The organism is uncultured Caulobacter sp. (assembly GCF_947036865.1).
Taxonomy (GTDB): domain Bacteria; phylum Pseudomonadota; class Alphaproteobacteria; order Caulobacterales; family Caulobacteraceae; genus Caulobacter.
The window spans coordinates 36,270-52,856 of the sequence record NZ_CAMQSF010000013.1 but is presented as its reverse complement, the minus strand read 5'-3'; the positions used below and the strand labels follow the sequence as shown (position 1 = coordinate 52,856).

Here is a 16,587-nt window from a genome sequence, read left to right as displayed (position 1 = left end):
CTAACCCACCTTGTCATCCCGGAAGCCTCGCAGAGGCTGTCCGGGACCCAGGAGCCACGCCCGGCGCGGTTGCCCTGGGTCCCGGCTCTCCGCTTCGCCGCGGCCGGGATGACAAGCTTTTCGGAAAATAAAAAGGCCCGGTGGTCTCCCACCGGGCCTTTCGTCGTTCGGAGGCCGAAGGACGCTTAGTCCTTGGCGCGTTCCACGTACGAGCCGTCTTCCGTCAGGATCACCACCTTGGTGCCCGAGGTGATGTAAGGCGGCACGGTCGTCTTGACGCCGTTGCTCAGCACGGCCGGCTTGTAGGACGAGCTGGCGGTCTGGCCCTTCACCGACGGTTCGGTGTCGACGATCTCCAGGATCACCGTGCGCGGCAGCTCGATGGCGATCGGCACGTCGTTGTGCGTCGACAGGATGACGGTCATGCCTTCCTGCAGGTACGGGGCGGCGTCGCCGACCACTTCCTCGGTGGCCACCAGCTGGTCGTAGGTCTCCGGGTTCATGAAGTGGAAGCCGTCGCCGTCCTGGTAGAGGAAGGTGTGGTCGCGGTCGTCGACGAAGGCGCGCTCGACCTGCTCGGTCGTGCGGTAGCGTTCCGAGACCTTCACGCCGTCCGAGATGCGGCGCATGTTCAGCTGGGTCACCGGGGTGCCCTTGCCGGGGTGGATGTTCTCGGCGCTCAGAACGACATAGAGCTTGCCGTCCATATCGACGACGGAGCCTTTGCGGAGCGAGCTGGCTGCGACCTTCACGTACGTACCGTCCTTGGGAAGAATGCGCGCGCGAGGTCGCGGGCGCGTTCGTGCTATTGATCCGTGAGCGCCCTCGTATAGCGAAAGGGGCGAAATCTCCAGCCTCTTCGGTTTCCGAGCCTTGACCACACCTTCGTCGACCTGGTGGCGCGCCGACGTCCACGCTGACCGGCGGCCGTTCCTGCTGGCCCGCAACCGGATCACCAAGGCCGTCCGCGCCTGGTTCGACCGCGAGGGCTTCGAGGAGGTCGAGGCCGCCGCCCTGCAGGTCTCGCCCGGTAACGAGGCTCATCTGCACGCCTTCGCGACGGAGGCTCTGACCACCTCGGGCGAGGCCAGCCCCCTCTATCTGCACACCTCGCCGGAGTTCGCCTGCAAGAAGCTGCTGGCGGCGGGCGAGGAAAGGATCTTCAGCCTGGGCAAGGTTTGGCGCAATCGCGAGCGCGGGCCGCTGCATCATCCCGAGTTCACGATGCTGGAGTGGTATCGCGCGGGCGCGGCCTACGAGGTCCTGATGGACGACTGCGCGACCCTGCTGGCCCTGGCGGCCGAGACGGCGGGGACGCGGCGCTTCGACTTCAGGGGCATGGCCTGCGATCCGTTCGCCGCGCCCGAGCGCCTGTCGGTGGCCGAGGCCTTCGCGCGCCATGCCGGGGTCGAGCTCCTGGCCAGCGTCTCGGCGGACGGGTCGACCGACCGCGACGCCCTGGCCGCCGCCGCCCGCGCCGCCGGGATCCGGGTGGCCGACGATGACGGCTGGGCCGACGTCTTCAGCCGCATCCTGGTCGAGAAGGTCGAGCCGCGCCTGGGCGAGGGCCGCGCGACCATCCTGTGCGAATACCCGATCTCGGAGGCCGCCCTGGCCCGCCCGAAGGCCGCCGATCCGCGCGTGGCCGAACGGTTCGAGCTCTATGCCTGCGGGGTGGAGCTGGCCAACGCCTTCGGCGAACTGACCGACCCCGCCGAACAGCGCCGGCGCTTCCTGATCGAGATGGACGAGAAGGCCCGCGTCTATGGCGAGCGCTATCCGCTCGACGAGGACTTCCTGGCCGCCCTGGCGCACATGCCCGAGGCCTCGGGCTCGGCCCTGGGCTTCGATCGGCTGGTTCTGCTGGCCGCCGGCGCGCGGCGCATCGAGGACGTGATCTGGACGCCGGTGGCGGGGTGAAGACGCCCTCCTCGGAAATTTTCGGAAAGGCCTCTTGCGGCCGCCAAGGCGTCGCCCAAATCCAATAGGCGGGCCGGGCCCCTCTGGCGTTTCGACACCCCTGGTCGAACGTGATGTCGGACCGCATCGGGTGCGCTCGATGTCGGGTCCAGGCGGCCGTCCCCTCCCGCCGTTCCCAAGCCCGCCGTCGAGCGCGCCCCCACATAAGGAGGAGCGCTGACCTTGACCTTGTTGAACGCCCGACAGATGCGCGCCGAGATCGCGCGGATGACGCGCGCCCTGTACGAGGAGGCCCGGAAGCCGACGCCGGACAGAGGCATGATGCGGCTTTGGGACCTTCGTCGCGAGCGCCTGCGCGAACAGCTCGGAGGCCTGGAGATGAACGCCACGGCCGCGCGATGGCGATAAGTCCCTTCGCGACCGGCGCGCTCGGCCCGGTCCAGGCCCTGGTCGCGGCGTGCCTGCTGATCGCCCAGGCCGATGGCGAGGTGACCCCTGACGAGCGCGGCCGGATGATCGAAAGCCTGGGGGCGCGCGCGCCGCCCTCTGGCGACGAGGGCGTCGCCTTCATCGACGACGCGCTGACGGCGTTCGAGGCCTTGGAGGCCGGCTTCGAGGCGCGACCGGAGGAAGCCTGGGCCGAAGCCGAACTGATGATCCGCGCCTTGAAGGGACGATCGGCGGCCCCCGACATCGCGGCCGCCGCCACGGCGGTGGCGATCGACGGCGGCTTGACGGCCGAGGAGCGGTCCCTGCTGCTCGACATTTGCGATTGGCTGGACGTGCGCCCGACGGCGCTCGTGCTTTGGCCCAGACCCAGCGCTTGACCGCGATCAACGCCCGGCGTCCCCTTCTGGTCCAAAGTGGCGCGAGCGAAGGGGAGCGGCCAATGGCGCGGGACAGGGCTCACGACGAACGACACGCCGTCTCGCGGATCGGCTGGCTGCGCGCGGCCGTGCTGGGCGCCAATGACGGCATCGTCTCGACCGCGGCGCTGATCGTCGGGGTGGCGGCGGCGCAGGCCACGCGCGGCCCGATCGTGCTGGCCGCGAGCGCGGGCCTCGTGGCCGGGGCGATGTCGATGGCGGCCGGCGAATACGTCTCCGTCGCGTCCCAGGCCGACAGCGAGTCCGCCGACCTGGCCCGCGAACGGCTGGAGCTGGAGACCCAGCCCGAGGCCGAACTCGAGGAGATGACGGCGATCTATGTCGCGCGAGGCCTGACGCCGGACCTGGCGCGACAGGTGGCGGTGCAGTTGAACGCCGGCGACGCCCTGGCGGCCCACGCCCGCGACGAGCTGGGGATCTCCGAGCACCTGACCGCCCGTCCCGTCCAGGCGGCCCTGACCTCGGCGACGACCTTCGCCGTCGGGGCGGTCATGCCGCTTCTGGTGGCGATCCTCGCGCCCCTGCCGGTGATCCTGCCCGTGGTCACGGTCGCCACCCTGATCTTCCTGGCCGTCCTCGGCGCGCTCGGCGCCTGGGCGGGCGGCGCCCCGCCGCTGAAGCCGATGCTGCGCGTGACGTTCTGGGGCGCGCTGGCCCTGGCCGCCACGGCCCTGATCGGCAAGCTGTTCGGAGCGGTGGTCTAGCCGGGGCATTTGCCTAAGCGCCGGAAATCCCGCATATCCCGGCCCCTCATGACCGCCGCCAAGACCCTCCGTGACGCGCGAGCTCTGGCGCGAGCCGGGCTGATCCCGCCCGAGCGCCTGCCGGCGCTGGAGGCGGTGGCCGCGCGCTACGCGGTGGCGATCACCCCGGCCATGGCCGCGCTGATCGATCCGGCCAACGCCAATGACCCGATCGCCCGCCAGTTCGTCCCCGCGCCCGAGGAGCTGATCGCCAGCCCCGGCGAGGACGGCGACCCGATCGGCGACGCGGTCCACAGCCCGGTCGAAGGCATCGTCCATCGCTATCCGGACCGGGTGCTGCTGAAGCCGACCCACACCTGCGCGGTCTATTGCCGGTTCTGCTTCCGGCGCGAGATGGTCGGGCCCGAGGGGCTGTCGACCCTGACCCCGGAGCAGCTGGACGCCGCCTTCGCCTATATCGCCGGCCGCCCTAAGATCTGGGAGGTGATCATCACCGGCGGCGATCCGTTCGTGCTGTCCCCTCGCCGCCTGGCCGACCTGATGGACCGGCTGGAGGCGATCGCGCACGTCAGGATCGTCCGCTTCCACACCCGCGTGCCGGCCGTCGATCCCGAGGCGGTGACGCCCGATCTGATCGCGGCGCTGAAGCGCTCGACCAAGACCGTCTATGTCGCCCTGCACGCCAACCACGTCCGCGAGCTGACCCCGGCCGCCCGCGCGGCCTGCGCGCGAATCGTCGACGCGGGGATTCCGATGCTGTCCCAGACCGTGCTGCTGCGCGGCGTCAACGACGACCCCGAGACCCTGGCGGCGCTGATGCGCGGCTTCGTCGAGACGCGGATCCGGCCCTACTACCTGCACCACGGCGACCATGCCCCCGGCACCGCCCACCTGCGCACGACCCTGGCCGAGGGCCAGGCGATCATGAAGGCCCTGCGGGGGACCGTCTCGGGCCTGGCTCAGCCGACCTATGTGCTGGACATCCCGGGCGGCCACGGCAAGGCGCCGGTCGGCCCCAACTATCTTTCCGACGGCGCGGTCGAGGACCCGAACGGCGCGGTCCACCCCTATCCGCCAAGGCCCTGACGCCCGGGTTCCCCCCTGCCTCATTGCGTCGCAGCAAAGCCTTGGCGAGCGCGGGGTTTCTCGTGCTAGAAAAGTCGTCACAGTCGAAGGCGTGGGCGCGAAGGCCCGGCGCAAATCAAGCGAAGGCTTGGCGTTCATGAGTGAAATCAAGACGGTCGGCGTGATCGGCGCCGGCCAGATGGGGTCGGGCATCGCGCATGTCGTCGCCCTGGGCGGCTATGACGTGCGTCTCCACGACGTCTCGCGCGAGCGGATCGACGGGGGCCTGGCCGTCATCGAGAAGAACATGGCCCGCCAGGTCGGCCGTGGGATCATCGACGACGAGACCATGAAGGCGGCCCTCGCGCGCATCAAGCCGGCGGAGACGCTGGAAGAGGTCGGGGCCACGGACCTGGCCATCGAGGCCGCCACCGAGAACGAGGAGATCAAGAAGTCGATCTTCCGCAGCCTGCAGCCGCACCTGAAGGAAGGCACGCTGCTGGCCTCGAACACCTCGTCGATCTCGATCACGCGTCTGGCCTCGGCGACCGACCGGCCCGAGCGCTTCATCGGCCTGCACTTCATGAACCCCGTGCCGCTGATGAAGCTGGTCGAGATCATCCGGGGCATCGCCACCGACGTCCCGACCTATGAGACGGCGGTCTCCTTCGCCAAGTCGCTGGGCAAGATCACCAGCAACGCCGAGGACTTCCCCGCCTTCATCGTCAACCGCGTGCTGGTGCCGATGATCAACGAGGCGATCTACACGCTGTACGAGGGGGTCGGCACGGTCGACGCCATCGACACGGCGATGAAGCTGGGCGCCAACCACCCGATGGGCCCGTTGGAGCTGGGCGACTTCATCGGCCTCGACACCGTGCTCAGCATCATGAACGTGCTGCACGAGGGTCTGGCCGACAGCAAGTACCGGCCCTGTCCGCTGCTGGTGAAGTATGTGGAAGCCGGCTGGCTGGGCAAGAAGACGGGGCGCGGGTTCTACGACTATCGCGGGGAGCACCCGGTCCCGACCCGTTGAGGTCGGCCGCCCCGCCGGGGCGAAACGCGCGCCTGATCGGAGGATCGGGCGTTTCGTCGGCGCGAAAAGGGGATCACGCCGACGACCCGCCCCGACCTCCCATGGGCATGGGAGGCTGGTCCGCCGGGCCCTGGGGGACCCAACGACCCATCGCGAAGCGCCCTGTACCCCACCGGCGCCCGCGAGCCCCCCTTTTGGCGCGCGAGCCGGGGGTCTGTCATTGACCGGCGATCCACGTTCTATTGCCCCACGGTTTTGGAGGCCGAGGCGTCATGGCGGATGATCGTCCGCGTAGAGATCTTTGGGTGCTGGACGCCCGCGAGCACGCGGACGCGGCCGAGCAATATCGCCGGTCCTGCGCTCACCTGTTCGACATCACCCTGTTGTCGCCCGAGGCCACGTTCCACAATTCGATGGACGGCTACAATCTGGGCGGCGTCGTGTTCGGCCTCTGCGAAGGCGCGCCGCAGCGGTTCGACCGCCGGCTGAGCCATGTCGCGGCCGACGCCTCGGACACCGTGATGGCGGTGCTGGAGCTGCGCCCAACCGGCTGGACGGCGGACTATGACGGGCGGGCGGCCAGCGGCGCGATGGGCGAGATTCGCCTGGTGGACATGGCGCGCCCCTTCAGCCTGACCATCGAGCAGCCGTTCGAGTCCCTGTACTTCGTTATCCCGCGCGCCCAGCTCGACCCGCAGGTGGCCGGCGTCGACTTCCATGGCCGCGTCGTCGCCGAGGCCGCCGGGCCCGGCCGGCTGCTGGGCTCGCATCTGCGGACCCTCTGGGAGGCGATCGGATCGCTGACGACCACCGACGCGACCTTGGCCGCCCGGGCCGGCGTCGCCCTGATGAGCGCGGTGATCCTGGCCCACGGCGAGCCGGCGGCCACCGATCCGCGCCCCATCGAGAAGATGCTGCTGGCCGAGGGTCAGCGATATGTCGACCAGCATCTGGACGATCCCGATTTGTCGCCCGAGACGGTGCGCCAGCACCTCGGGGTGTCGCGCAGCCTGCTCTACAAGGTGTTCGAAGCGCGGGGCGGGGTCAGCGCCTTCATCCAGGCTCGGCGGCTCGACCAGACGTTCGACGTCATCCTGCAGGACCGGACCGAACAGCACACCCTGGCCGAGATCGGCTATCGCCACGGGTTCCGCTCGGACGCCCACTTCAGCCGCGCGTTCCGGGCGCGGTTCGGCGTGACGCCCGGCCGGCTGCGCAAGCTGGGCGAGGCGGCGCGGCGGGAAGGCCTCTCGGCGCTGGAGCGGCCCGACGACGTCTGGGCCTGGTTTCGCAGTCTCTAAGGCGCTCAGCCGCCGCCCAAAGCCACGGCCACGTGATAGGTCACGAACGAGGCGAGGTAAGCGAGGCCCGTCATGTAGGCGAACATCACCGCCGGCCAGGTCCAGCCGTTGGTCTCGCGCTTGACGACGCCCAGGGTCGCCGCGCACTGCGGGGCGAAGACGTACCAGGCCAGGAACGACAGCGCCGTGGCCAGCGACCACTGGTGTTGCAGCAGCGTGCTCAAGGCGGCGTGGGAGTCGGCGTCGCCGCCGACGGCGTAGACCGTGCCCAGCGTCGCCACGGCCACTTCCCGCGCGGCGAAGCCCGGGATCAGCGCGACCGTCATCTGCCAGTTGAAGCCGATCGGCTGCATGATCGGGGCCAGCAGGTGGCCCAGCCGGCCCGCCAGGCTGTAGTCGATCGCCGGACCGGTCGCGCCCTCGGGCGGGTTGGGGAAGCTCGACAGCACCCAGACCAGCACCATCAGCGGCAGGATGATGCGGCCGGCCCGCTCCAGGAAGATCCGCGCCCGCGTCCACAGGTTCATGGCCACGTTGCGCGGCTCGGGCCAGCGATAGGTCGGCAGCTCCATCATGAACGGCTCGACCGCGCCCCGCCAGAACACGCGGCGGATCACGAACGAAACCAAGAGGGCGCTGACGATCCCGGCCGCGTAAAGGCCGAACATGACCAGGCCCTGCAGCGACAGGAAGCCATAGACCGTCCGCGCCGGGATGAAGGCGGCGATGATCAGGCCGTACACGGGAATCCGCGCCGAGCAGGTCATCAGCGGCGCGACCAGGATGGTCGTCAGGCGATCGTGGCGGTTGTCGATCACCCGCGTCGACATGATGCCCGGAATGGCGCAGGCGAAGCTGGACAGGAGCGGAATGAAGGCCCGCCCATGCAGGCCCGCCCCGCCCATGATCTTGTCCATCAGGAAGGCCGCGCGAGCCATGTAGCCGCTGTCCTCCAGCATCAGGATGAAGAAGAACAGGATCAGGATCTGCGGCAGGAAGACGAGCACGCTGCCGACCCCGGCGATCAGGCCGTCGGAGACGAAGCTGGCGAACAGCCCGCCGGGCAGGTGCTGACCGGCCCATGCGCCCAGGGCGCCGAAGGCCGCGTCCAGCGCGTCGGCCGGGACCTTGGCCCAGGTGAACACCGCCTGGAACATCACGAACAGCAGGGCCATCAGGATGGCCAGACCGGCGACCGGATGCAGCAGCACCGCGTCGACCTTCCCGGTGACGGTGTCGGGCCGTTCGGGCGGCTTAACGCAGGCCTTGAAGATCCGCTGGGCCTCGGCGTGGGCGGCGCGGATCTCGGCGGCGGTCGGCTCATGCCAGACGCTCGCGGCGGCGGTCGCGTGGTCGGCGGCGATCGCCTCGACCTTGTCGAGCAGCTCGCCGATACCGCGCTTGCGCGTCGCGACCGTGGTGACGATCGGCGCGCCGATCTCCTTGGACAGGCGCTCCAGATCAATCCGCAGGCCCTGGCGCTGGGCGATGTCGTACATGTTGAGGGCCAGCACGAACGGCCGGCCCACCTGCTTGAGCTCCAGCACCAGGCGCAGGACGAGGCGCAAATTGGTGGCGTCGGCCACGCAGATCAGCGCCTGGGGCGGGGCCTCGCCGGCCAGCTTGCCGAGCACCGCGTCGCGCGTGACCACCTCGTCGGGACTGCGGGCGCGCAGGGAATAGGTGCCGGGCAGGTCCAGCACCCGGATCGGGCGGCCGCTGGCCGTGGTCAGCGCGCCTTCCTTGCGCTCGACCGTGACCCCGGCGTAGTTGGCCACCTTCTGGCGGCTGCCGGTCAGGGCGTTGAACAGCGCCGTCTTGCCCGAGTTCGGATTGCCGACAAGGGCGATCCGGGCCGGGGCCGGGGCGGAAGCGGTCGTGTCGGCGGCGGCGGCGAAGCGGGTGTCGGAAGCCAAGGCCCTAGCGTCCGTCGAACTTCACGCTGACGGCGCCCGCCTCGCGGCGGCGCAGGGCGACCCGCGTGTCGTCCACCCGCACCGCGATCGGATCGCGGCCGAACAGGCCCTCGTGAAGCACCTCGATGGTCGCGCCCTCGACGAAGCCCATCTCCAGCAGGCGTCGCTCCAGCTCCTCGGCCGCCACCGCCTCGGCGGCGCCCGAGACGCCAGTGACTCGCACGATCACCCCCCGGTCGCCGCGCCGCGCCGAGGCCAGAGGGCGGGCGCCGGCGTCCGTCGCGGCGAGGTCGAATTGCGGGGATAGCGCGAGCGCCTGGGACATCATGGCTCCGTTCGTATTGCGAACGATTATCAGTCGAAGCGGAGAATGTCGATTCAGTGATCCTACGGATCTAGGATATGTTTGAATCTCTTCAGGGCCTTGAGACGGAATGGCGCAGTCGCGTTAATCCATTCGACTCCCGCCGCGCGGACCGGTCTGATTGTCCGTATCGATTCGTGTAGGCGAAGAATGCGTAAGCTGTCGTTCACGCTCTGGACTGTGGGGTATCTCAGCCTGGCCCTGATCGTCTCGCTCCTCCTCTGGAGGACGGGGGCGACGCCGGCCACGGGTCTGGCCGCGTTCATCGGCACGCTGGCGCTGTGCTACGCCTTCCACGGCCTGATCACCCAGACCCTGACCGACGGCGGCGTGCGGCTGGAGATCGAGACCATCCGCGAGGCGCACGCCATCCTGCTCGACCAGGTCGAGAAGGTGGACGCCCGGATCTCCGACCTCGTCGAGTCGGTCGCCCAGGACGCCCAGCGCCGCTCCGAGGCTCTGTCGACCGAGGTGCATCAGCTGGAAGACCTGATCCAGCAGATGAACGACCGGCTGGAGCACCAGCTGAGCCATCAGATGGCCGCCGCCTCGGCGCGCAGCACCAGCCTTGGCGGCCGCGAGCGCGCGCCGCACGCCAGCCACATGCTGCAGGTGGTGCAGGACGCCCTGGCCGAGAACCGGGTCGACCTCTATCTGCAGCCGATCGTCAGCCTCCCCCAGCGCCGGACCGTCTTCTACGAGAGCTTCTCGCGCCTGCGCGACGAGACCGGCCGGGTGATGATGCCGGCCGAATATCTGGCCGTGGCCGAGCCCGAGGGCCTGATGACGGCCATTGACAACCTGCTGCTGTTCCGCTGCGTGCAGATCGTCCGCCGCCTGGCCAAGCAGGACCGCAAGGTCGGGATCTTCTGCAACATCTCGCTGGCCAGCCTGGGCGACGAGAGCTTCTTCCCGCAGTTCCTGGAGTTCATGCAGGGCAACAAGGACCTGGCGGGCGCGGTGATCTTCGAGCTGGGCCAGGGCGCCTTCGAGCGGCGCGGTCCGGTCGAGGCCCGCCACATGGCGCGTCTGGCCAGCCTCGGCTTCAGCTTCAGCCTGGACAAGGTCAGCGACCTGGATCTCGACTTCCAGGACCTGGCCCGCGCCGACGTGAAATATCTGAAGGTCGGCGCCCAGATGATGCTGGACCAGCTGGAGGAGCAGGACGGCAAGCTGGTCATCGCCTCGCTGCCGGACCTGAACGCCACCGACTTCGCCGCCCTGACCCGCCGCTACGGCATCGAGGTCATCGTCGAGAAGGTCGAGGCCGAAAAGCAGATCGCCGAGATCCTGGATCTCGACATCGGCTACGGCCAAGGCCACCTGTTCGGCGAGCCGCGCGCGATCCGCGACGCGGTGCTGGCCGAGGCCGAGCCGCCGGCCGACTTCATCCGCGGCGCCATGCGTCGCCGCGCGGTGGGCTGGTAGGTCCAACGCTGCTGACAGGTTTGGGCGTCGCGCCGCAAGCTTCGGAATGATTTCCGGAGCGGTCGGGCGCAGGGTCTCCTCGCGAAAGGAGATCCCTCATGACCGCTCCGACCTATGCCGACGACGACGCGCGCTGGGCCGCCGCCCGCGCCAAGGACCGCGCCGCCGAGGGCGCCTTCTACATCGGCGTGCGCACCACCGGCGTCTATTGCCTGGCCAGCTGCGGCGGCCGGCCGCTGCGAAAGAACGTCGCCTTCCACGCCACCCGCGAGGCGGCCCGCGCCGCCGGTCTGCGAGCGTGCCTGCGCTGCAAACCCGACGAGGATCTGGAGACGCTGCGCTTCGGCCTGGTCGAGACCGGTCTGGGCCTGGCGCTCGTGGCGCGGTCCCAAGCGGGCCTGCGTCTCGTCACGCTGGGTGACGATCCCGAGGCGTTGCGAACCGAGCTCGCGACCCGCTTCAAGCGCGCGCGGATCGTGCTGGACCCCGAGGGCCTGGCCCAGGATCTGAAAGCCGTCGCCGAGGCGATCGACCATCCGGGGCGGGCGCTGGTCCTGCCGCTCGACGCCCGGGGCACGGCTTTGCAGCAGGCGGTGTGGGCGGCGCTGCGGGCGATTCCGGCCGGAACCACCGCCTCCTATGCCGAGATCGCCCGCGCCATCGGCCGGCCGACCGCCGCCCGCGCGGTGGCCCAGGCCTGCGGGGCCAATCCGCTGGCCGTGATCACGCCCTGTCACCGGGTGGTCCGGGGCGACGGCGGCCTTTCCGGCTATCGCTGGGGCGTCGAGCGCAAGCGGGCGCTGCTTCAGCGCGAGGCCGCGTGACCCTGGACTGGACCCGCATCGCCGCCGAGCTCGACGCGCGCGGCTGGGCCCTGACCGGCCCCATGCTGAAGCCCGAGACCTGCGCGGCGATCGCGGACCTCTATCCGCGCGACGAGGGCTTTCGGAGCCGCGTGGTGATGGCCCGCCACGGCTTCGGGCGCGGCGAGTACAAGTATTTCAGCTATCCCCTGCCGGACGTCGTCCAGCGGCTGCGACAGGGGCTCTATGGCCCACTCTCGACGATCGCCAACCGCTGGGCCGAGCGGCTGGGCGAGGATCGGCGCTTTCCGGAGACGCTGGACGGCATGCTGGACCGCTGCCGCGCGGCGGGGCAGACGCGGCCGACGCCGCTGCTGCTGACCTACGGCCCCGGCGACTACAACTGCCTGCACCAGGACCTCTATGGGGAGCATGTCTTCCCGCTGCAGGTGGCGTTCCTGCTGGACGGGCCCGGCCGCGACTTCGAGGGCGGCGAATTCGTGCTGGTCGAGCAGCGGCCCCGGCAGCAGAGCGCGCCGCACGTCGTGCCGCTGGCTCAGGGCGAGGGCGTGATCTTCGCGGTGCGCGAACGGCCGGCGCAAGGCGCGCGCGGCGTGCATCGGCGGATCTTGCGCCACGGCGTCAGCGAGGTCCGGGCGGGCCGGCGGCGGACGCTGGGCGTGATCTTCCACGATGCGACGTGAGGGGTAAAACGCTCCCCGCGCCTTGGGGGAGGAGGAGTGAAGACGCGCTGGCTCACCCCAGCGGCGAGACCCCGAACAGCACGCGGTGCAGGCCCATGACGAACACGGCGTAAAGCACGGTCCCCGCGACCACCGCGATCACATCGGCCATCGGCTTGGTCACGACCGGCGGCGGCTCGTCGCGCCCAAGCGCCGAGGCCAGGGCCGCGATCGCCCAGACCAAGAACGACCCGAACAGGATCGCCGAGGCCTGGTCGCCATTGGCCAGCAGGTGCCCCGCCGACCACAGGATGGTCCCCAGCAGCATCGGGTGGCGGACCGTCGCCTTGATCCGGCCGACCGGCCCATTGGCGCCCGCCAGCAGCACGAAGGCGATCCAGACCAGGGCCATGGTCGCGTGCCGCCCCCAGGCGGGCGGATCATACAGCAGCGGCGCGACGGGGCGGACCTTGATCCAGCCCACGATGATCAGAACAAAGCCCAGGCCCGAGGCCAGGGAATAGAGCCCCTTCCAGCGGCGCGGACTGGCGGCGATCTGGCCGTCGCGAAACGGCCCGGCCAGGATCCGCGTGGAGTGTACGCCCAGGAAAATCACCAGGCCCAGGATCAGAATGGTCATTGGCCCCTCCCAATTCACGGGAGGATAGCCACGGAACGCCGACCTTCGAAAGCTTCGCCGCGCGCGCCTTGAATTGCTCGCGATCGGACGTAGCTGAGACCTCGGCGCGTTGACGCCCAGCCTCTCGACCGGTACCGCCCAGACCATGATGGATTTTCCCGCCGGCCTCTCCGCCCTCTCCGAGCGCTACGACGTGGTGCTGTGCGACGTCTGGGGCGTGATCCACAACGGGGTGCGCAGCTTCCCCGAGGCCTGCGACGCCCTGACCCGGTGGGCGGAGACCCAAGGCCCGGTGGTGCTGATCTCGAACTCGCCGCGCCCGTCCAAGGATGTCGTGGCGCAGCTGGACGGCCTGGGCGTGCCGCGCTCGGCCTGGCGGGGCTTCGTGACCTCGGGCGACGCCACCCGCGCCCTCCTGGCGCCGCGCGCCGGCGCCAAGGTCTGGAAGATCGGCCCCGAGCGCGACGCGCCGCTGTGGGCGGGCTTCGACCTGACCCTGGCGTCTCCGGACGACGCCGACTTCGTGCTCTGCTCGGGCCTCTATGACGACGAGAACGAGGTCCCCGAGGACTATCGCGACCGCCTGAAGGTCGCCGCCGATCGCGGTCTGCTCTTCATCTGCGCCAATCCCGACCGCGTGGTGCAGCGGGGCGAGCGGCTGATCTTCTGCGCCGGCGCCCTGGCCGATCTCTACGAGACCCTGGGCGGCGCGGTGGCGATGGCCGGCAAGCCCTATGCCCCGATCTACGATCTAGCCCTGGCCGAGGCCGAAAGGCTGCTGGGCCGTCCCGTCGAGCGCCAGCGCGTGCTGTGCGTCGGCGACGGCGTCATCACCGACGTGAAGGGCGCCCACGATCAGAAACTGCCCTGCCTGTTCATCGCCAAGGGCATCCATGGCGAAAAGGCCTTGGGTCCTGACGGCAAGCTCGATCCGAACGCGGTGCTGGCCCTTCTCGAGGCCGAGCACCTTGGCGCGACCCACGCCATCGGCGATCTGGTCTGGTGACGGACGCGTGAACCGCTACAGTGTGTGCAACGCACAATAAAATCCGCAGGGGACGCGTCATGCAGGGCAAGTATCTCGAAGAACTGACCGTGGGCCAATCGGCCGAGCTGGTCCGCACGGTCGGCGAGGCCGACATCCAGGCCTTCGCCGAGGTCACGGGCGACAACAATCCGGTCCATCTGGACGCCGCCTACGCCGCGACCACGAGCTTCGGCGAGCGGATCGCCCACGGCATGCTGTCGGCCGGCTACATCTCCGCGGTGCTGGGGACCACCCTGCCCGGCCCCGGCGCGATCTATCTGTCCCAGACCCTGCGCTTCAAGCGGCCGGTGAAGATCGGCGACAGCGTCACGGCGCGGGCCACCATCACCGAAATCGACGAGGCCAAGGCTCGCGTCACCTTCGCCACGGTCTGCCTGGTGGGCGGCAAGCCGGTGGTCGACGGCGAGGCCGTGGTCATGGTCCCCCGCAAGGCCGCCTGATGCCCCTGAAGACGATCAACGCCTGGAAGAACCTGTCGCCGGAGGATCGCGGCGCGGCCGTGGCGCTCGGCAATTTCGACGGCGTGCATCGCGGTCACCAGCAGGTGATCGCCCAGGCGGCCAAGGCGGCGCTGGCTCAGCAGGTTCCGCTGGGCGTGATCAGCTTCGATCCGCACCCGCGCCGCCTGTTCCGGCCCAGCGAGCCGGCCTTCAAGCTGATGACCCACGCCCAGCAGGCCCGCGCCCTGGCCAGCCTGGGGGTCGACCGCTTCTACCTGCTGCCGTTCGACTTCGAGATGGCCAGCTTCGGCGACCGCGAGTTCGTCGAGAAGGTGCTGGTCGAGGGCCTGGGCGTCAAACATGTCGCCGCCGGCTTCGACATCTCGTTCGGACGCGGCCGCACGGGCAGCGGCGATCTGCTGAAGACCTATGGCGACGAGTACGGCTTCACCGTCTCGATCGCCGAGCCGGTGGCCGGCGGCGACGGCGAGAAGTTCTCCTCGACCGCGGTGCGCGACGCCCTGCGCGAGGGCCGCCCCGACCAGGCCGCCCGGATCCTGGGCCGGCCGTTCGCCATCGAGGGCGTGGTCCGGCGCGGCCAGCAACTGGGCCGGCAGCTGGGCTTCCCCACCGCCAATGTCGAGGTCGAGGACTATGTGGTCCCCAAGCTCGGCGTCTACGCCACCCGCACGCGCCTGCCCGACGGGCGCCAGGTGCCGGGCGTGGCCAATCTGGGCAACAACCCCACGACCGGCGAGGTCGAGACGCGGCTGGAGACCTGGCTGTTCGACTTCGACGAGGACCTCTACGGCCAGGTCATCGAGACGGACCTGATCGCCTTCCTGCGTCCCGAGCTGAAGTTCGACAGCATCGACCTCTTGGTCGAGCAGGTGCGCCAGGACGAGCAGGCCGCGCGGGCGATCGTGGCGCCGGGCTTCTGACGACATCCTACCCTCCCCCTTGATGGGGGAGGGGCAGGGTGGGGGTGATGCTGCGTGGATGCCGCGCCTAGGCGGCGGACGGTGTCACCCCCATCCCCAACCCTTCCCCCATCAAAGGGGGAAGGGGGTGATACGCACCGCGCCACCTCGCCCGTTGGCTCGCGGTTCGCGCGAAACCCTTTCCCCGATCCGCCCCACCCGTTAACCTTGGTTAACTTCCGGGTGGGGATCGGATGCTCAAGGGGCGCAAGTATCATCATTTCGCGCGGGCCAGGCGGCCGGTCGCCCGCCGCGCGCACGAGATCCTGGCCTATCCGGACGGCGCCCAGTTCGTGTTCGACACGGGCAAGGCCCAGGAGGTCGAGGGCGGCTATTGCGCCCTGCCCGACGGCGATCTCCTGGACGCCTATTCGAACGCCGTGGTCCGGGCCGTGGAGCGGGTGGGCCCCAGCGTCGTGCGCATCCATCCGATGCTGGACGATCCGCGCCTGTCGGGCGTCGGCTCCGGCTTCGCGATCGGACCGGCGGGCGAGGCCAGCGGCGGGCTGATCCTGACCAACAGCCACGTGGTCCAGGGCGCCAACCGCTTCGTGGTGATCACCGCCGAGGGCCGCAGCCTGACGGCCCGCTGCGTCGGCGACGATCCCGACACCGACCTCGCCCTGATCAAGATCGACCAGCCGGCCGACATCCCGACGGCCCGGCTGGGCGACAGCAAGCGGCTGCGGCGCGGCCAGCTGGTCATCGCGATCGGCGCGCCGCTGGGCTTCGAGGCCACGGTGACCACCGGCGTGGTCTCGGCCATGGGCCGCTCGCTGCGGGGCGAGCGCGGGCGGCTGATCGAGGACCTGATCCAGACCGACGCGGCGCTGAATCCCGGCAACAGCGGCGGGCCGCTGGTCAATTCCACCGGCGAGGTCGTCGGCATCGCCACGGCGATCATCGCCGGCTATCAAGGCCTGTGCTTCGCGGTGGCGGCCAACACCGCCCGCTTCGTCATCGCCGAGCTCCTGGCCCACGGCCACGTGCGGCGCGGCTCGATCGGCGTCGTCGCCCAGCAGGCTCCGATCCCGCCCGCCCTGGCCAAGGCCACCGGCGTCGCCCAGCCCTACGCGGTCTATGTGGCCTCGGTCGATGTCGGCGGACCGGCGGCCAAGGCGGGGCTGAAGGAAGGCGATTTGCTGATCGCGGCCGGGAACCAGGCCCTGACCGGCCTCGACGACCTCTTGCGGGCGCTGGACCACCACAGCATCGGCAAGGCGCTCGAGTTCCTGGTCATCCGCAACGCGCGCCTGATGACGGTGACCGTGACGCCGAGGCTGAGGAAGCCGGGGGCTTAGCCGCGCCAAGATGCTCGCCTCTGGGGGAGCTGTCGGCGAAGCCTGAGCGGGCATCTCCGCGTAAGCCGCGC

Annotated in this window: 18 protein-coding genes; 14 read left to right on the top strand and 4 right to left on the bottom strand. The window is 70.0% G+C overall.

Annotated elements, in window-relative coordinates:
- Positions 1-185: 185 nt before the first annotated feature.
- Complete coding sequence (efp, locus tag Q0V34_RS09830; protein ID WP_297511188.1) at positions 186-752, bottom strand: elongation factor P; 567 nt, start codon at positions 750-752, stop codon at positions 186-188.
- Between the two features lie 121 nt (positions 753-873).
- On the opposite strand from efp, the gene epmA reads away from it, so the two are divergent.
- The 7 genes from epmA (at position 874) to Q0V34_RS09795 (ending at position 6,913) form a co-directional block, all read left to right on the top strand.
- Positions 874-1,920 carry an EF-P lysine aminoacylase EpmA gene (epmA, locus tag Q0V34_RS09825; protein ID WP_297511186.1) on the top strand — a complete coding sequence of 349 codons (1,047 nt, stop codon included), beginning with the start codon at positions 874-876 and terminating at the stop codon, positions 1,918-1,920.
- 222 nt (positions 1,921-2,142) lie between these two features.
- Complete coding sequence (locus tag Q0V34_RS09820) at positions 2,143-2,328, top strand: hypothetical protein (RefSeq protein ID WP_297511185.1); 186 nt, start codon at positions 2,143-2,145, stop codon at positions 2,326-2,328.
- A complete protein-coding gene (locus tag Q0V34_RS09815; protein ID WP_297511183.1) occupies positions 2,319-2,747 on the top strand; it encodes a TerB family tellurite resistance protein in 429 nt (142 codons plus the stop codon). The genes Q0V34_RS09820 and Q0V34_RS09815 overlap by 10 nt, the downstream gene beginning before the upstream one ends.
- Positions 2,748-2,809: 62 nt before the next feature.
- Entirely contained in the window at positions 2,810-3,511 is a 702-nt protein-coding gene (locus Q0V34_RS09810) for a VIT family protein (protein WP_297511181.1), read from the top strand.
- Positions 3,512-3,559: 48 nt separating this feature from the next.
- A complete protein-coding gene (locus Q0V34_RS09805; RefSeq protein WP_297511179.1) occupies positions 3,560-4,597 on the top strand; it encodes a lysine-2,3-aminomutase-like protein in 1,038 nt (345 codons plus the stop codon).
- 136 nt (positions 4,598-4,733) lie between these two features.
- Positions 4,734-5,612, top strand: a complete 879-nt coding sequence (locus tag Q0V34_RS09800) for a 3-hydroxybutyryl-CoA dehydrogenase (protein WP_297511177.1) — start codon at positions 4,734-4,736, stop codon at positions 5,610-5,612.
- Positions 5,613-5,884: 272 nt separating this feature from the next.
- A complete protein-coding gene (locus Q0V34_RS09795) occupies positions 5,885-6,913 on the top strand; it encodes a helix-turn-helix domain-containing protein (RefSeq protein ID WP_297511175.1) in 1,029 nt (342 codons plus the stop codon).
- Positions 6,914-6,918: 5 nt separating this feature from the next.
- Here the strand turns inward: Q0V34_RS09795 and feoB are convergent, their stop codons facing one another.
- Both feoB and Q0V34_RS09785 read right to left on the bottom strand, forming a co-directional pair.
- Positions 6,919-8,829, bottom strand: a complete 1,911-nt coding sequence (feoB, locus tag Q0V34_RS09790; protein WP_297511173.1) for a ferrous iron transport protein B — start codon at positions 8,827-8,829, stop codon at positions 6,919-6,921.
- Between the two features lie 4 nt (positions 8,830-8,833).
- Positions 8,834-9,154, bottom strand: a complete 321-nt coding sequence (locus tag Q0V34_RS09785; RefSeq protein ID WP_297511171.1) for a FeoA family protein — start codon at positions 9,152-9,154, stop codon at positions 8,834-8,836.
- 189 nt (positions 9,155-9,343) lie between these two features.
- Here Q0V34_RS09785 and Q0V34_RS09780 point away from each other — a divergent pair, with 189 nt between their 5' ends.
- The 3 genes from Q0V34_RS09780 (at position 9,344) to Q0V34_RS09770 (ending at position 12,128) form a co-directional block, all read left to right on the top strand.
- Positions 9,344-10,621, top strand: a complete 1,278-nt coding sequence (locus Q0V34_RS09780; protein WP_297511169.1) for an EAL domain-containing protein — start codon at positions 9,344-9,346, stop codon at positions 10,619-10,621.
- Positions 10,622-10,719: 98 nt separating this feature from the next.
- On the top strand, positions 10,720-11,445 hold the full coding sequence (locus tag Q0V34_RS09775; protein WP_297511168.1) for a methylated-DNA--[protein]-cysteine S-methyltransferase: 726 nt from the start codon (positions 10,720-10,722) through the stop codon (positions 11,443-11,445).
- Positions 11,442-12,128: a 2OG-Fe(II) oxygenase gene (locus Q0V34_RS09770; protein ID WP_297511167.1), complete on the top strand. Its 687-nt coding sequence runs from the start codon at positions 11,442-11,444 to the stop codon at positions 12,126-12,128. The genes Q0V34_RS09775 and Q0V34_RS09770 overlap by 4 nt, the downstream gene beginning before the upstream one ends.
- A gap of 52 nt (positions 12,129-12,180) precedes the next feature.
- Here the strand turns inward: Q0V34_RS09770 and Q0V34_RS09765 are convergent, their stop codons facing one another.
- Entirely contained in the window at positions 12,181-12,747 is a 567-nt protein-coding gene (locus tag Q0V34_RS09765; protein ID WP_297511165.1) for an NnrU family protein, read from the bottom strand.
- A 145-nt stretch (positions 12,748-12,892) separates the two neighbouring features.
- On the opposite strand from Q0V34_RS09765, the gene Q0V34_RS09760 reads away from it, so the two are divergent.
- The 4 genes from Q0V34_RS09760 (at position 12,893) to Q0V34_RS09745 (ending at position 16,516) form a co-directional block, all read left to right on the top strand.
- Positions 12,893-13,753, top strand: coding sequence for a TIGR01459 family HAD-type hydrolase (locus Q0V34_RS09760; RefSeq protein WP_297511272.1), 861 nt, complete (start codon positions 12,893-12,895; stop codon positions 13,751-13,753).
- 59 nt (positions 13,754-13,812) lie between these two features.
- On the top strand, positions 13,813-14,235 hold the full coding sequence (locus tag Q0V34_RS09755; protein ID WP_297511163.1) for a MaoC family dehydratase: 423 nt from the start codon (positions 13,813-13,815) through the stop codon (positions 14,233-14,235).
- Entirely contained in the window at positions 14,235-15,176 is a 942-nt protein-coding gene (locus tag Q0V34_RS09750) for a bifunctional riboflavin kinase/FAD synthetase (protein WP_297511161.1), read from the top strand. Before Q0V34_RS09755 ends, Q0V34_RS09750 begins: the two co-directional genes overlap by 1 nt.
- 233 nt (positions 15,177-15,409) lie before the next feature.
- Complete coding sequence (locus Q0V34_RS09745; protein ID WP_297511159.1) at positions 15,410-16,516, top strand: trypsin-like peptidase domain-containing protein; 1,107 nt, start codon at positions 15,410-15,412, stop codon at positions 16,514-16,516.
- Positions 16,517-16,587: the final 71 nt, after the last annotated feature.

Coding starts and splice junctions, on each gene's coding strand:
- Q0V34_RS09815 (WP_297511183.1), top strand. CDS start 2,319: ATGGCGATAAGTCCCTTCGCGACCGGCGCGCTCGGCCCGGTCCAGGCC.
- Q0V34_RS09760 (WP_297511272.1), top strand. CDS start 12,893: ATGATGGATTTTCCCGCCGGCCTCTCCGCCCTCTCCGAGCGCTACGAC.
- Q0V34_RS09765 (WP_297511165.1), bottom strand. CDS start 12,747: ATGACCATTCTGATCCTGGGCCTGGTGATTTTCCTGGGCGTACACTCC.
- Q0V34_RS09780 (WP_297511169.1), top strand. CDS start 9,344: ATGCGTAAGCTGTCGTTCACGCTCTGGACTGTGGGGTATCTCAGCCTG.
- Q0V34_RS09785 (WP_297511171.1), bottom strand. CDS start 9,154: ATGTCCCAGGCGCTCGCGCTATCCCCGCAATTCGACCTCGCCGCGACG.
- Q0V34_RS09805 (WP_297511179.1), top strand. CDS start 3,560: ATGACCGCCGCCAAGACCCTCCGTGACGCGCGAGCTCTGGCGCGAGCC.
- Q0V34_RS09800 (WP_297511177.1), top strand. CDS start 4,734: ATGAGTGAAATCAAGACGGTCGGCGTGATCGGCGCCGGCCAGATGGGG.
- Q0V34_RS09750 (WP_297511161.1), top strand. CDS start 14,235: ATGCCCCTGAAGACGATCAACGCCTGGAAGAACCTGTCGCCGGAGGAT.
- Q0V34_RS09810 (WP_297511181.1), top strand. CDS start 2,810: ATGGCGCGGGACAGGGCTCACGACGAACGACACGCCGTCTCGCGGATC.
- Q0V34_RS09795 (WP_297511175.1), top strand. CDS start 5,885: ATGGCGGATGATCGTCCGCGTAGAGATCTTTGGGTGCTGGACGCCCGC.
- Q0V34_RS09775 (WP_297511168.1), top strand. CDS start 10,720: ATGACCGCTCCGACCTATGCCGACGACGACGCGCGCTGGGCCGCCGCC.
- Q0V34_RS09745 (WP_297511159.1), top strand. CDS start 15,410: ATGCTCAAGGGGCGCAAGTATCATCATTTCGCGCGGGCCAGGCGGCCG.
- Q0V34_RS09755 (WP_297511163.1), top strand. CDS start 13,813: ATGCAGGGCAAGTATCTCGAAGAACTGACCGTGGGCCAATCGGCCGAG.